Genomic DNA, 15076 nt, shown 5'->3' with positions numbered 1-15076 from the left:
AAGCCGGCCGTTCGCTGAGCTGGTGGCTAATGTCTCAGTTGCGCGGCCTTATGTATCAAACGCACCAACAATATATCTTATAAAAACAACGCTGTGAATCCATAATAGGGTATGGCTCCTTGCTTAGAACAAGCGCCCATGCCGAGGGGATTTATGGAGCCCAGATTATCTGGACTAATCAAGAAACGTGGCGAGATAGCAGGCAAGCACAAGGTCGCGCTAAAGGCCGCTGATGCCCTTAAGGCCGATCTGGACGCATAGACCGTGCGCTGGTCCTGTGCGTGCCTATTTTACCAACTTTCCGCGGTGCGGGGTATGACTGGTACCGGAAGCCTATGAAAATGTTAGTTGAAATTTTGCCGAAAATCGGAAAATGACAGCTATCCGCCGCCATTTGAGCTTACGAGGCTTTGTAATGACAAAAAACCGCGACGGGTCAGCTGGCGAAACATGACGCTTTAGATCGCATTCAGGTATTAAGTATTTTGCGATACTTGTTCATCGTATTTCGGAGCTCGCCATAGGTTTGAATGTCTCGGCCTTCGAATATGGCGATCATAGCGACCAGAGCACGAGCTGTCGCGACTGCGTCACCCATGGCTGTGTGCCTCTGGGTTTGTGGAATACAGACCCCAAGCCGGTCACAAATTGCATCAAGGGTGTGGACCGCCGAACCACCAAATATTGCGGCCGACATAAGCACAGTATCCAGAACGGGATGATCAAAACGCAGGCCGGTCTTCTGGGTTTGTTTGTGCAGAAACGCCATATCAAAAGCAGCATTATGCGCGACGAAAACAGATTCCTTCGAAAAGGCGTGAAACTCTGTACAAACGGCACTGAAGTAGGGCGCATCAGTAACCATCTCATTGCTTATGCGATGAACGTCTGTAGATCGTTTCGGAATTGTCATTTCCGGATTGACCAAGGTTTCAAAGGCTTCACCTTGAACGATTTTGCCGTTCACAACACGAACCGCACCCAATTGCACAACCTCGTCAGTGACGGGGTCCAGTCCGGTGGTTTCGGTATCGAACACGACATAGACCAAATCGCGCAGGAGCGTATCGGATAGGCTATCTGACTGTGCAGAGTTCAATAGATCGAAATCATAGGTCAGGGGGCGCGCCGCAGAGGGTTCAAGCGGCTCAAGCATCAAAGTGTACCCGCCATCGGGTCCATAGGTTCGGATGGTGCCCGAATAGACCCTGCCGCACTGCGATACCACGGTGACATGCATATGCTCGGTGCCTGTGTCCTGCATCTGCGACAGTGCACTGATGATGGCGGGAGCGTCGAAGTAGTCAAACAGGGATGTCTTTAACCGCGCAGCCCCGACCCGCTCCATCAAAGCAGCAGCCTGTCCATCGTATAGCACAATCTGATGATCCGCAGTGGCGAGGAAGGTTGCGACGGGAATATCGGACAGGATTTTCACAAGTTGATCGCGCTGCGCCGTCACTTCTGCAAGCTCCTTCGTGGTAGCTTCCGATCGCGCCCGCATGACGTTCTCAAGAATAGTACCCATAGCCGAAGCAGCAGGGGCTAGATCACCGAGGTATTTGGCATCTGTGACATCAATTGGCGTGCTGACATCGGCATGCGCGCGGACCCGCAGACTGGCTGCAATCGATTCAATAGGCTTGCTGACGTTGTCGTCGAACAACAACCAGATAAATGCCACGAGGCCCGTGACTCCGAAGCCAGCAATCAGCCCTGTGGTTACAAAAGCGGACAAGGCTTCCGGCACGCCCAGTTGGCGAAACCCAATCCATAACGCGGACAGGGTAATGGCCAGACTGCCAATTGCGAGCAGACAAAAGAACAGCAAAATCCGTGTGCGCAAACCGAGATGTTTCATGTCAGGTGCCCGCGCAGGCAACCCGCAACAAAGGGGCGTCTGCATCCATGGGGAGCCAATCTGCGTTCAACACTGTGCCGTCTGATCCAAAATTGACACCATCAACCAGATCGGCGCGGGCATTTGCGGCACAGTCAAACAACGCGGGAATTTTCGCCGTGCGCGCCCAACGCCCATAGATGATCAGATCAACGATCCTTTGGTCGGGATGGTCAGGATGGGTGCGCGCCGTCGCCTGATCAACGGCCATAAATCTGCTGACAAACGGTTTCACGTAAGTCCAAGGGCGGTAAAGCCGGATTTCTTTTACCGTTTCGGCGACAACAAACCCTTCGGGCATATTGGCTTGTGCACGATTGAACCAGCTGTACTCGCTTGAGATTGTGGCGATCAGCATGGCCAAACCGGCCGACGCTGGAACCAGCCACGACGGCAGCCGACCTTTGAGGGTGCGGTTTATGGCCCAGACCAAAAGCGCGGTCGCGATGCCCGCGACGATTGTGCCGATGAGTTCGAAAAACATGGACTTGCTTCCTTCTTCTTTTAGGCGAGCGCCCCGCGCCCTTGCATAAGGGCGGATTGCATTGTTTTGATCACAACAAAGGCATCCCGCAAATGACTTCGCTCAAAACCTGAAAGTGTCGCGGGGGGCAGAAAGTTGTCCGGTGCTCTGCCTTGCTTGATCAGGTTCGCCTGATGTTCCAGCCGCGTTTGTGCGACGAAGTCATAGGCGTCAATCAAATCACTGCCGCCGCTTTCGCTGATGATGCCGGCCGACAAAGCCGCTTCAAGTCGTGCGCGGGTGTTTAGGGCTGGCAGCTGTCCTTGAAGGGCGTACATGCGCCCAAGATCGACTACCGGGATCACGCCATTCAGCTTGGTATCGATGGTATTGCGATGCTCGCCCGCGCGGATCGTTGTCAAACCGCGTAGCAGCCCAAGAGGTGTCGCGTGGGTCAAGGCGTTTGTCGCCATGTGGGCCGTGAAGATCGAATTGCCAGCGGCGGCATTCAAGGTTTGTGCGTGCAAGTCATCAAAAAGAGATTCATCCCCGCCAATGGGACGCAGGTCGAACATGACGGACGCAAGCATCTGTGCCTCTTTGCTGGGACTGGCAATCCAACCTTTGAAGTAGTCTTTCCAAACGGAGAGTGGTTGTTGCCAAAGCGGGTTTGTCGCCATCATATCGCCTGGACAATAGACGTAACCACAGGCGTTCAAGCCGTCGCTCACAAACTGCGCAAACGGTTGAAAGTACTCTAGATCAGTGTCGCTGGTCCCGTCCTCAAGGATCAGGCAGTTGTCCTGATCCGACACACCTGTTTGCTCTTGCCGTCCTTGTGATCCACATGCCAGCCACAGATATTTTGCGGGCGGCGGGCCGAATTTTTCTTCGGCCAGTCGCAGCAGGCGGCGGGTGACCACGTCAGCGATATCCGTAATCATGCGCGTTACAGCGTCGTGACGATTTCCCGCAGCAACAAGCTGGACAAGCAATCCGGGGATGCGGGCGGTGATCTCTGCCAGATCCGCAGCGGATCTTGCATGGGCCGCTTGTGCGACCAGGCTTGCGGCATGGGAGGCCTGAAAACGGGTGAGGTCGGTCTGTGTGACAATCCCAACGAGCCGACCGGCAGAGACCACAGGCAAGTGACCCAAGCGGTATTCCATCATCAGGTGCAACACATCCGATCCGATGGCGGAGGGGGGCAGCACACGCGGATTGGCGGTCATGATGCTGGAAACGGGCGTGTCTTTGGGTAAATCCTCAGCAACGGCTTTGTTAACGATGTCGCGCAGGGTCACAATCCCAACCAGACCGCCATCGGCTACGACACAAAGGCACGATATCCGCCCGTCCCGCATGATGCGTCCGGCGGTTTTGATTGATGTGTCGGGCGAACAGACGGCAGGACCTGTCGCCATAAGAGCCTCTACGCGGACACTGGTTAGATCAGCCTTGCGTGATGGTGCAGCGGGGCCGCTACGGTCAAAGAACCGCTGGAACGCTTCGTGTTGCGTCAAAAGCGAACGAAACAACGCGGCAGGGATACATAGCAGGCGGCAATCTTCGTCGGCGGTGGCGGTGGTGACGGCAATTTTGTCGCGCAACAGACCACGTTCGCCAAATGAATTTTCGCGGTTGAGCAAGGAAAGAGGCGCGCCGCTTGCATCAGTGATCGAAACTTGACCACTTCCGATGATATAAAGACCTTTCAGATGGTCTCCGCAGGCATAGATTTGCTGACCTTTGCCAACATTAATCCATGTGCTTTGCTCAAGAATGTCATTGCGTGCGTCACTAGACAGCACGTCATAGGGGTGCAGGTAGGACAGAATGGATGGTTGATCTATCGACACAAGTGCAGCCCTTTCGTGGGATGTGGTTCTGGCGCAGAAATTGCGCCAGAACCTTTTGTTTTAGTGATCTACCGCACCGCCAGCGCCTGCTGGTACACGCACGCTTTCAACCAGATCCTTGATCTCTTGCGGGGTGTCTTTGGTGGCCATGGACACACCATAAGCAACCGCAAAGTTGATCGCCGCACCTACTGCACCGATTGCGGTGGACTGGATGCCAAACAACGACCCGTCAACCGTATCGGGGAACGAGTTTGTCCCGGCAACGAACAACCAACCCTTGTGCAGGAAGATATAGACAAGCGTAAAGATCAGACCGGACAACATGCCGGCAACTGCGCCTACGTTGTTCACCCGCTTGGAGAAGATACCCATCATCAACGCCGGGAAGATCGACGCCGCTGCAAGACCAAAGGCCAAGGCCACGGTTTGTGCCGCAAAGCCTGGGGGATTCAGGCCAAGGATAGTCGCAACAACGATGGCAACCGCCATGGCAATGCGCGCCGACAACAGCTCTGCCTTCTCTGACATGTTGGGGGCGAATTGACCTTTCAGCAAGTCGTGGCTGACAGCGGATGAAATCGCCAGCAGCAAACCAGCCGCTGTGGACAAGGCAGCTGCAAGGCCACCCGCGGCAACAAGGCCGATAACCCAGCTTGGCAAGCTTGCGATTTCGGGGTTGGCAAGCACGAGGATGTCACGGTTGAAGTTGGTCAGCTCGTTGCCTTCCCACCCGTTCGCCGCCGCACGCTCGGTCATCGCTTCGGATTTGTCGTTGTAGTACTGGATACGACCGTCACCGTTTTTGTCTTCCCAATCGAGAAGACCGGTTTTCTGCCATGTTTCCATCCAATCATAGGCTGCGTCTTCTTCGATCATCTGAACAGACACCGCGTCGCCATTTGTACCGTCAGGCCACATCAGATTTGTGATGTTCAAACGTGCCATCGCACCAACAGCAGGAGCCGTGAGGTAAAGAAGTGCGATGAAGACCAATGCCCAACCAGCGGACCAGCGGGCGTCAGACACTTTCGGAACGGTGAAAAAGCGCATGATGACGTGGGGCAGACCAGCTGTACCAATCATCAACGACAGCGTGAACAGGATCATGTTCAAGTTGTCTTTGTGCGCTTCTGTATAGCTGGCAAAACCCAGTTCGGTCACAACTTGATCAAGCTTTTGCAGCAGATAAACGCTACCTTCGCCGCCTGTGTTGGCGGTTTCACCAAACAGGCCAAGGCCCGGGATCGGGTTGCCTGTCAGCTGCAACGAGATGAACACAGCCGGAATCGTATAGGCAAGGATCAGAACAACGTATTGAGCAACCTGCGTGTACGTCACGCCTTTCATGCCGCCGAACACCGCATATGCAAACACAACGCACGCACCGATAAGAAGACCAGAAGTATTGGAAATCTCAAGGAAGCGACCGAATGCAACGCCGACACCTGTCATTTGACCGATCACATAAGTCGTAGATGCGATGATCAGACAGATCACGGCAACCAGACGTGCAGTTGGAGAATAGAAACGGTCGCCAATGAATTCGGACACGGTGTATTTACCGAACTTGCGCAAGTAAGGTGCCAGAAGCAGCGCCAGCAAAACGTAGCCGCCAGTCCAGCCCATCAGATAGGAAGAGTTGTCGTATCCGGTGAAGGCAATCAAGCCAGCCATCGAAATGAACGATGCCGCAGACATCCAGTCAGCCGCAGTCGCCATACCGTTGGTAACAGGGTGAACGCCGCGGCCAGCGGCGTAAAATTCAGACGTGGACCCCGCCCGGGCCCAAATCGCGATGCCGATGTAAAGCGCGAATGACGCGCCTACAAACAGCAGGTTAATGGTAAACTGTTCCATGCTGATTATTCCTCCACACCGTGTTCACGGTCCAACTTGTTCATACGCCATGCGTAGAAAAAGATGATCGCGAGAAAAACGAGGATAGACCCCTGTTGGGCAACCCAGAAACCAAGGTCGGTCCCGCCGATTTGAATGCCCGAAAGCAACGGCCGGAACAGAATTCCAAAGCCGAAAGGGACAATGGCCCAAATGATCAGGCTTATCTTAATTATTCGCATATTGGCGGTCCAATATGCCTTTGGATCGGGTTGTTCACTCATTGTGTTTCCTCCATTTGAGCTGTTTTTGAATTCTTGCTTGCCGCGTGAACACCGCGGACGTCTACCACAATTGGGCGCACGATCTGGCGTAGGGCTTCGGTGATGGCGGCAATGTCACCCATGGCGTCCAATGCCTGCAGGGTGCCTGATTTCTCATAAAACGCAATAAGCGGCGCAGTTTCATTGTGATAAGCCACAAGGCGTCGGCGCACCGTTTCCGGGTTGTCATCCGCGCGACGGCGGAACTTTTGTCCACCGCATTTATCGCAGGTACCGTCCACAACAGGGCGCTTGAACGTCTCGTGATACCCTTCGCCACAGCCGTCACAGGTGTGACGGCCCGAAATGCGTTCCACCATCGCATCGTCTTGAACCTCAAGACTGATGGCTGCATGCACCTGCGAGCCGTAGGATGCCAGAAGCTCTGACAAGGCTTCGGCCTGCGGGATTGTCCGCGGGAAACCGTCGAGGATTACGCCAGCTGCACAATCAGGATCGGCAAGCCGGTCGCGCAGGATGTTGATGACGATCTCGTCGCTCACCAATCCACCGGATTCCATCACGGATTTGGCTGCTTTGCCCGCAGGGGTGCCCGCGGCAACAGCTTGTCTCAACAAATCCCCTGTGGATAGCTGAACCAGACCGAATTGGTCTTCCAGAACCTTTGCCTGGGTTCCTTTGCCTGCACCTGGTGGTCCAAGCAAAATAAGAACCGGTACGTTGCTATAGTCACGCATGTCTCACTCCTTGTTCATTCTGTTTTCAATCAGGTCATCCACCACGGTTGGATCGGCCAGCGTTGACGTATCGCCCAGTGTACCAAAGTCGTTCTCCGCAATCTTGCGCAGGATGCGGCGCATGATTTTGCCAGAGCGGGTCTTAGGCAGGCCCGGTGCCCATTGGATCAGGTCAGGCGCTGCGATCGGGCCAATCTCTGTGCGAACCCATGTGCGCAATTCCTTGCGCAACTCATCGCTGGGCTCTTGCCCGTTCATCAAGGTCACGTAGCAATAGATGCCTTGGCCCTTGATCTCGTGGGGGTAGCCTACGACAGCAGCTTCGGCGACTTTTGCATGCGCGACCAGCGCGCTTTCAACTTCTGCCGTACCCATCCGGTGGCCGGATACGTTGATCACGTCATCGACGCGTCCAGTTATCCAATAGTCGCCATCTTCGTCCCGACGACAGCCATCACCTGTGAAGTAGTACCCCTTGTAGTCGGAGAAATACGTTTGCTCGAACCGGTCATGATCACCCCAGATGGTGCGCATCTGGCCGGGCCAGCTGCCCTTCAGGCACAGCACGCCTTCGCAGGCAGTTTCATGGATTTCTTCACCTGTTGTTGGCTCTAGCACAACCGGCTCGACGCCAAAGAACGGCTTCATCGCCGATCCCGGTTTCAACGCATGCGCGCCGGGCAGGGGGGTCAGCAGGTGACCGCCGGTTTCGGTCTGCCACCATGTATCGACGATGGGCAGCTTTCCTTTGCCGACGACATCGTTGTACCAATTCCAAGCTTCGGGATTGATCGGCTCGCCCACGGTGCCCAGCACCTTGAGGCTGCTGAGGTCGCATTTCTCGACAAACTCTGGCCCTTGGGCCATCAACGCGCGGATTGCAGTCGGGGCAGTATAGAACTGGGCGACTTTATGTTTTTCACAGACCTGCCAGAAACGGCTGGCATCGGGATAAGTCGGCACACCCTCGAACATAAGCGTCGTCGCACCATTGGCCAGCGGGCCATAGACGATGTAGCTATGGCCTGTGACCCAGCCGACATCGGCGGTACACCAGTATACGTCACCTTCGTGGTAGTCGAACACCAACTCCTGCGTCATCGCGGCATAAACCAGATACCCGCCGGAGGTATGCACAACACCTTTCGGCTGACCCGTGGAGCCGGACGTATAGAGAATAAACAGCGGGTCTTCCGCACTGACCTCAACAGGGGGGCAGTCCGCAGATGCATCGGCTGCAAGCGCGCTATAGTCCAGGTCACGCCCGTCAACCCAGGTCGTCTGGCCGCCGGTGCGTTTCACAACAAGGCATTTGACCGTGTCTTTGCAGTGCAACAACGCGGCGTCTGCGTTTGATTTCAAAGGTGTTTGCCGCCCGCCACGGGGCGCATAATCCGCCGTGATAACAATCTTTGCGTCCGATCCGTTGACCCGCGCTGCCAATGCGTCAGGCGAAAAGCCCGCAAACACGATGGAGTGGATCGCGCCAATCCGTGCACAGGCCAACATGGCATATGCTGCTTCTGGGATCATCGGCAGATAGATCACAACGCGGTCGCCCTTGGTCACGCCCTGGTCCTTGAGCACATTCGCCATCCGACAGACTGCGTCATGCAGCGCCTTATAGGTGATGTGTTGCGCTTCCTCATCCGGGCTGTCGGGTTCAAAGATGATCGCAGTCTGATCGCCGCGTGTCGCAAGGTGCCGGTCGATGCAATTTGCCGATACGTTCAGGGTCGCATCAGCGTACCAGTTGATGTGCACATTGCCCAAGGTGAAGTCGACGTCTTTGACGGATGTATAGGGCTTGATCCAGTCGATCCGCTTGCCTTGCTCACCCCAGAATTCATCGGGGTCTGCAAGCGATGCGGCATACATCTCATTATACTTCGCTTCATCAATATGCGCGTTCGCGACCAGTTCGGCGCTGGGCGCATATGTCTTCAACTTCGCATCTGCTGACATTTTGTATCTCCTCCAAGAGTTAGTTAATCGGCTGTGACGTATGAACCGGGGGCGGCTTCTATTGCCTTGTATTTCCCCTTTTTTGCGGGCTTGCGCGCTGGAACCGTCTTACTGTCACGGGCGTCCAGCCACCGCGCCCAGTGCGGCCACCATGACCCTTCGTGCACCTCGGCCTGCGCTTCGAACTCATCCGGGGATGCGGGATAAGTTGCGCTGGTCAAATAGTTGTATTTGGGGCGTTCGGTGGGCGGGTTAATCACCCCCGCGATGTGGCCGGAACCGCCAAGGACAAATTCGACCTCGCCGCCCAGAAAATCGGTAGCGGGATAGACCGACCGCCAAGGTGCGATGTGGTCCAGTTGCGTTGCCAGAATAAAGCACGGCGTTTTGATCTTGGTGATGTCGATCTTGACGCCTTTGAGTTCAAGCGCATCGGGCTTGCGCAAACCGTTCTGCAGATACACCTCTTCGAGATACCAAAGCAGCATGGCTGACGGCAGGCGTGTGGAATCCGAATTCCACGACAGCAGGTCAAACGCGCGCGGCTTCTGGCCGCGCAGATAGTTCGACTCCACAAAGGACCAAATCAGGTCCTTTTCACGCAACATAGAGAACATGTCTTGCAGGTGATGGGCGTCAAGATAGCCTTTTTCGGCCATGTGATGGCGCATGCTTTCCAAACGGTCGTCGTCAACGAACACACCAATCTCGCCGACATTTTCAAAGTCGACCATCGTGGCAAGCGTGGTAGCAGACGCAATCCGATCATCGCCAATCTCCGCCAGATAAGCGAGCATTGCGGTCACCAGAATGCCACCAATACAGAACCCGAGGACGTTCGCTTTTTCCTCACCGGTGATGTCGCGGATGACATCTAGTGCGGCCAGCGGACCTTCGGTCATGTAATCCGCAAAATCCTTATCCGCATGGTCCCGTGTCGGGTTGACCCATGACACTACAAAAACGGAGTGACCCTGATCCAGCATGAACCGGATCAGGCTGTTTTCAGGTTTCATATCAAGGATGTAGAACTTGTTGATCCATGACGGCACAAACAGGATCGGTGTTGCATGTTGCTCTTTGGTCGTCGGATAATATTGGATCAGCTGCATCAAATCGTTCTGGAAAATGACCTCGCCTTTGGTGGTGGCAAGGTCAACGCCGACCTCAAATGCGTGCTCGTCGTTGGTCGCGATATCAAGCCGTCCCTCGCCGCGTTCAAGATCGGTCAGCAGGTTTTCAAGACCTGCCAACAGGCTTTCGCCTTTGGTTTGCATTAGCTCTTTACGCGCGGCGGGGTTGGTCGCCAGATAGTTGCTGGGGGACATCGCGCTCATCATCTGGCGGGTATAAAAACTGACGCGCATGTGGTCTTTGGAGCCATCAGGCAGCCTGTCAAGCAAACCGTCTGTAGCACGTTCAAAGGCCAGAAACACATCGCGGTAGCTGCGCGAGACAGGATCATCGGACCAGCTTTGATCCTTGAAGCGTTTGTCCTTGACCGGTTCATCAGAGCCCATCCCGAACATCGCCTGCCAGGCGGCCATCATTTCAGTACCGACGGTCTTTTGGATATCCATCAACTTGGAAGGGTCAGACATCATGTCGGTCCAGAACGTGCCATAGGCCTTGGCAAGGGTCCCGGCATCCATCAACGCATATTCGGCCCCCGACGCCTGCGCGACTGCGTGGCCCTGCATCTGGGCGCTTGCAATCATAGCGCGATTGGTCAAGCGCGCCAGACGCTCGGTCTGTTTGGCGATCTCGGTCTTTTCGGCAGATGTCACGTCGTCTTGCATAGCGAAAGATCCCTTGGTGTTACGGCCTCCGGTAGACCCGTCCGGTCGGACGCCATTACCGCGCCCGACCGTTATTCAGGTGCGTTTACGCAAAGAACTGTGCGCCGTTGGCGGATATGGTTGATCCGTTGATGAACTGCGCGTCATCGGATGCCAGAAACGCTACGCACCGTGCGATTTCTTCGGGCTCACCCAGACGACCCGCAGGGATCTGGGCGATGATGGAATCCCGCACCTTTTCGGGAACGGCCATGACCATTTCCGTGGCGATATAGCCGGGGCAGACCGCATTTGCCGTTATGCCCGCGCGCGCGCCTTCCTGCGCCAGAGATTTCACGATGCCCAGATCACCTGCCTTTGTCGCGGCATAGTTTACCTGAGCGAACTGGCCTTTCTGACCGTTCACAGAGCTGATGACGATAACGCGGCCGAATTTGCGTTCGCGCATGCCGGGCCAGATCGGGTGGACCGTGTTGAAGACGCCGGTCAGATTTGTGCCAATGACCTGATGCCACTGTTCGGGCGTCATTTTGTGGAACGGCGCATCGCGGGTAATGCCCGCATTTGCGACCACCACATCAATGGGACCGATGTCTGCTTCGACCTGTGCGATGCCGGCGGCGCTTGCGTCGTAATCCGCAACATCCCATTTATAGGCTTCGATGCCGGTTTCGCGACTAAATGCGGCGGCAGCTTCGCTGTTGCCTGCATAGCTCACGGCAACTATGAAACCTTCGTCCTGAAGTTTTTTAGAAATAGCGGCTCCGATGCCGCGTGTTCCGCCTGTTACAAGTGCTGTCCGGGTCATAAGTCTCTCCAAATCAAATTCCGTGCTCGGGACGAGCCGTTTTCGTATCGTTCAATGTCCGACCGGACATGCCGGTCACCTAAAAAATTCGCCGTCTGATGCGAAGTCGCGTGATGCAACAGACGGCGACAGGTGCCCTACCGCCATACAGGGACGAAAGACGGTAAGGTCAGGAAGTTCACTTGAGGCTTTCAATGGCTAGGGCGATGCCTTGCCCGCCACCGATGCACATGGTGATCAGGCCATAGCGACCACCGATGCGTTCCAGCTCATACATTGCTTTTATTGTGATGATTGCGCCGGTAGCGCCAATCGGGTGACCCAGTGCAATCGCGCCGCCATTCGGGTTCACCTTTGCTGTATCAAGGCCAAGACCCGCGTTCACGGCACAGGCTTGTGCGGCAAAGGCTTCGTTGCTCTCAATGACGTCGAACTGATCGACAGTCATGCCGATCTTTTGCAACAACTGCGTCACCGCAGGGATCGGACCAATACCCATCACTTCGTGGCGCACACCGGCGTGGCCATACCCGAGGATGCGCGCACGGGGCTTCAGTCCCGCTTTTTCAGCCGCTTCCGCAGAGGCAAGAACCATTGCCGCGGCCCCATCGTTCAAACCGGAGGCATTGCCCGCAGTGACAGAGCCGTCTTTGCGGAACGCGGGACGCAATTTGCCGAGCGTGTCTAGTGTCGTGCCGGCTTTTGGGTGCTCATCTGTGTCAAACGCCACGAGGTCACGGCGCACTTTAACATCAACAGGAAGAATCTGGCTCTTGAAGCGGCCTGCCTCGATTGCTGCCAAAGCGCGGCGCTGGCTTTCAACCGCAAAGGTGTCCTGATCTGCACGTGTGATGCCATGCTCATCCGCTACGTTTTCCGCGGTGACGCCCATGTGTCCCACACCGAAGGGATCGCTGAGCGCACCGATCATCATGTCGGTCATGGACATATCGCCCATTTTCTGACCCCAGCGGATGGTTTGCGATGAATGAGGCGACCGCGACATGTTTTCGGCGCCCCCTGCCAGTGCGTAATCCACATCACCCAGCATGATGTGTTGCGCCGCAGAAATGATGGCCTGCGCGCCGGACCCGCACAGGCGGTTTACGGTCAGGCCCGGTGCATCCTCGGACACACCCGCATCAACGGCAGCAGCGCGGCCCATGTACATATCGCGGGGTTCGGTATTGATCACATGGCCAAAAACCGAATGCTGGATTTGGGCAGGGTCGACCTCACTGCGCAACATCGCCTCTTTGGCAACAGCCGCGGCTAGGGCAGAGGGGGCAGTGCCCGCAAGCGAGCCGCCAAAAGTACCAATTGCGGTGCGTACACCATCCAGAATAACTACGTCGTTTGCCATGTTAAGCTTCCTTTTGAATGTCAGGGTTCTCGGAGAGGGTTTCGCCGATCCCTGCAATTCTCGAGGCAATGGCATCTAGAGTTGCAGGATCATCAATTGTTGCGGGCAGGTTCCACGGTTTGCTGTCAGCGATGGCAACCATGGTGCCGCGCAGAACTTTGCCGGATCGTGTCTTGGGCAGAGCATCAATCACGATGCACCTCTTGAAGGCTGCCACAGGTCCGATCTCTTTGCGGATAAGCGCGACACATTCTTTCGCGATCTCTTCCTCGGAACGGTCAATGCCGTTGTTGAGGCATACCAGCCCAAGTGGCTGCTGGCCCTTCAGGGCATCGCCAATTCCGATGACCGCACATTCGGCGACATCCGGGTGGTTGGACAGGACTTCTTCCATGGCGCCGGTTGACAGCCGATGGCCCGCTACGTTGATCACATCGTCCGTGCGCGCCATTATATAGAGGTAACCTTCCTCGTCCTTGATGCCTGCATCGCCGGTTTCATAGTAGCCGGGGAAGGTCTGAAGATAGGCGGACCTGAAACGGTCTTCGGCATTCCAAAGGGTCGGCAATGCTCCGGGTGGCAGGGGCAATTTAATGGCGATCGCCCCCAGCTCACCCGCTGCCACTGGGTGGCCACCTTCGTCGAGGATATCAATTTCATAGCCCGGCATAGGTACGGCTGGTGATCCAAGCTTGACGGGCAATTCTTCAATTCCAAGCGGGTTGGCCGCGATGGCCCAGCCGGTTTCTGTCTGCCACCAGTGATCAATCACCGGTTTTTGAAGATGCTTCTGTGCCCATTTGATCGTGTCAGGGTCGGCCCGTTCACCCGCAAGAAACAGCGATTGCAATCCGCTCAGATCATAGTTGCCCACGTGTTCGGCATCGGGGTCTTCGCGTTTGATCGCCCGGAGCGCTGTTGGTGCGGTGAACAGGACTTTGACAGCGTGATCTTCGATCACCCGCCAGAACGTACCCGCATCAGGCGTGCCAATCGGCTTGCCCTCAAACACAACAGTCGTACACCCCGCCAGCAGCGGCCCGTAACAGATATAGCTGTGGCCAACGACCCAGCCGACATCAGAGGCCGCCCAAAACACATCGCCGACAGTGACGTTGTAGATGTTCTTCATCGTCCACTGCATGGCAACCATGTGGCCACCGTTGTGGCGCACAACGCCTTTCGGCTGGCCGGTCGTACCCGATGTATACAGGATGTAGAGAGGATCAGCCCCACCAACAGGGGTGCAGTCCACGGGTGCCGCCGAGGCCTCCTCCAAAGACCAGTCAAAATCAAAACCGGAAACCATCTCCGCTTCACTCTGGGGCCGTTGCAAAATCAACGTGAAGTCTGGTTTGTGGTCTGCGCGGGCGATCGCGCCGTCGATCAGCGGCTTGTAGGCGATGATCCTTTTTCCCTCAATGCCAGCCGATGCAGCCAGAATGGCTTTGGGGGCAGCATCGTCGATCCGAACGGCAAGTTCGTGTGCAGAGAAGCCGCCAAACACCACGGAATGAACCGCTCCGATCCGCGCACAGGCAAGCATCGCAATTAACGCTTCGGGGATCATGGGCATATAGATGATGACCCGGTCACCCTTTGCAACACCGTGGGAGGTCAGAATGCCGGCAACGCGAGAGACCCGGTCCAGCAGCGTGTCGTATGTGATCTTGACTGTGCTGTTTGTGACAGGGCTATCGTGAATGATGGCGATTTGCGCGCCGCGACCTGCTTCGACATGTCTGTCCACGGCATTGTAACAGGTGTTGCAGACAGCATCAGGGAACCATGTTGTCAGAGGTGGATTTGCTGCATCAAGTATGACCTCTGGTGATTTGACCCAATCAATTTCCGTGGCTGCATTTGCCCAAAAGCCCGTTGGGTCATTCTGCCATTTCGTGTAGGTTTCCGTGTATCCAGCCATTAGTGCGCTCTCCCAAATTGAGAACGACGAGCCAAGGAGGGCGGAACAGTCGAGCAGGCCAGGGCGAATTCTGCTCGCCAGCTTGTCGCCATCAGAGAGAGCAAAAGTCAAAAAACAACGGTGTCCCCTCCCGGT

General features: G+C 55.8%; 11 protein-coding genes. All 11 read right to left on the bottom strand.

Annotation, left to right across the window (positions count from 1 at the left end; all coding sequences use genetic code 11):
• Positions 1-469: 469 nt before the first annotated feature.
• The 11 genes from K3757_RS11280 to K3757_RS11230 all read right to left on the bottom strand — a co-directional run bounded on the left by K3757_RS11280 (position 470) and on the right by K3757_RS11230 (position 14941).
• Positions 470-1861, bottom strand: coding sequence for a 3'-5' exonuclease (locus K3757_RS11280; protein ID WP_259995609.1), 1392 nt, complete (start codon positions 1859-1861; stop codon positions 470-472).
• Between the two features lies 1 nt (position 1862).
• Positions 1863-2384, bottom strand: coding sequence for a hypothetical protein (locus K3757_RS11275; protein ID WP_259995608.1), 522 nt, complete (start codon positions 2382-2384; stop codon positions 1863-1865).
• Positions 2385-2404: 20 nt separating this feature from the next.
• A complete protein-coding gene (locus K3757_RS11270) occupies positions 2405-4222 on the bottom strand; it encodes a DUF294 nucleotidyltransferase-like domain-containing protein (protein ID WP_259995607.1) in 1818 nt (605 codons plus the stop codon).
• A 60-nt stretch (positions 4223-4282) separates the two neighbouring features.
• Entirely contained in the window at positions 4283-6082 is a 1800-nt protein-coding gene (locus tag K3757_RS11265) for a sodium:solute symporter family protein (RefSeq protein WP_259995606.1), read from the bottom strand.
• Between the two features lie 5 nt (positions 6083-6087).
• Positions 6088-6345 (bottom strand): DUF4212 domain-containing protein, encoded by a 258-nt coding sequence (locus tag K3757_RS11260; protein WP_259995605.1) that lies wholly within the window; start codon positions 6343-6345, stop codon positions 6088-6090.
• Positions 6342-7082, bottom strand: coding sequence for an adenylate kinase (locus K3757_RS11255; RefSeq protein ID WP_259995603.1), 741 nt, complete (start codon positions 7080-7082; stop codon positions 6342-6344). Before K3757_RS11255 ends, K3757_RS11260 begins: the two co-directional genes overlap by 4 nt.
• 3 nt (positions 7083-7085) lie before the next feature.
• Positions 7086-9047 carry an acetate--CoA ligase gene (acs, locus tag K3757_RS11250; protein ID WP_259995601.1) on the bottom strand — a complete coding sequence of 654 codons (1962 nt, stop codon included), beginning with the start codon at positions 9045-9047 and terminating at the stop codon, positions 7086-7088.
• Between the two features lie 23 nt (positions 9048-9070).
• Positions 9071-10846 carry an alpha/beta hydrolase gene (locus tag K3757_RS11245; RefSeq protein ID WP_259995600.1) on the bottom strand — a complete coding sequence of 592 codons (1776 nt, stop codon included), beginning with the start codon at positions 10844-10846 and terminating at the stop codon, positions 9071-9073.
• Positions 10847-10931: 85 nt separating this feature from the next.
• The gene (phbB, locus tag K3757_RS11240; RefSeq protein ID WP_259995599.1) at positions 10932-11654 is read right to left on the bottom strand and encodes an acetoacetyl-CoA reductase; all 723 of its coding nucleotides are present in this window, start codon (positions 11652-11654) and stop codon (positions 10932-10934) included.
• A gap of 178 nt (positions 11655-11832) precedes the next feature.
• Positions 11833-13017, bottom strand: coding sequence for an acetyl-CoA C-acyltransferase family protein (locus K3757_RS11235; protein WP_259995598.1), 1185 nt, complete (start codon positions 13015-13017; stop codon positions 11833-11835).
• Position 13018: 1 nt separating this feature from the next.
• Complete coding sequence (locus tag K3757_RS11230; RefSeq protein ID WP_259995597.1) at positions 13019-14941, bottom strand: propionyl-CoA synthetase; 1923 nt, start codon at positions 14939-14941, stop codon at positions 13019-13021.
• Positions 14942-15076: the final 135 nt, after the last annotated feature.

The organism is Sulfitobacter sp. S223, assembly GCF_025143825.1.
Lineage (GTDB): Bacteria > Pseudomonadota > Alphaproteobacteria > Rhodobacterales > Rhodobacteraceae > Sulfitobacter.
Note: the sequence above shows the minus strand (reverse complement) of the source record. Positions and strands in the feature narration are given on the sequence as shown.

What these genes read in the sequence shown, in the direction of transcription:
- acs (WP_259995601.1), bottom strand. Translation starts at nt 9,047, where the DNA reads ATGTCAGCAGATGCGAAGTTGAAGACATATGCGCCCAGCGCCGAACTG.
- K3757_RS11275 (WP_259995608.1), bottom strand. Translation starts at nt 2,384, where the DNA reads ATGTTTTTCGAACTCATCGGCACAATCGTCGCGGGCATCGCGACCGCG.
- phbB (WP_259995599.1), bottom strand. Translation starts at nt 11,654, where the DNA reads ATGACCCGGACAGCACTTGTAACAGGCGGAACACGCGGCATCGGAGCC.
- K3757_RS11260 (WP_259995605.1), bottom strand. Translation starts at nt 6,345, where the DNA reads ATGAGTGAACAACCCGATCCAAAGGCATATTGGACCGCCAATATGCGA.
- K3757_RS11235 (WP_259995598.1), bottom strand. Translation starts at nt 13,017, where the DNA reads ATGGCAAACGACGTAGTTATTCTGGATGGTGTACGCACCGCAATTGGT.
- K3757_RS11245 (WP_259995600.1), bottom strand. Translation starts at nt 10,846, where the DNA reads ATGCAAGACGACGTGACATCTGCCGAAAAGACCGAGATCGCCAAACAG.
- K3757_RS11230 (WP_259995597.1), bottom strand. Translation starts at nt 14,941, where the DNA reads ATGGCTGGATACACGGAAACCTACACGAAATGGCAGAATGACCCAACG.
- K3757_RS11255 (WP_259995603.1), bottom strand. Translation starts at nt 7,082, where the DNA reads ATGCGTGACTATAGCAACGTACCGGTTCTTATTTTGCTTGGACCACCA.
- K3757_RS11265 (WP_259995606.1), bottom strand. Translation starts at nt 6,082, where the DNA reads ATGGAACAGTTTACCATTAACCTGCTGTTTGTAGGCGCGTCATTCGCG.
- K3757_RS11280 (WP_259995609.1), bottom strand. Translation starts at nt 1,861, where the DNA reads ATGAAACATCTCGGTTTGCGCACACGGATTTTGCTGTTCTTTTGTCTG.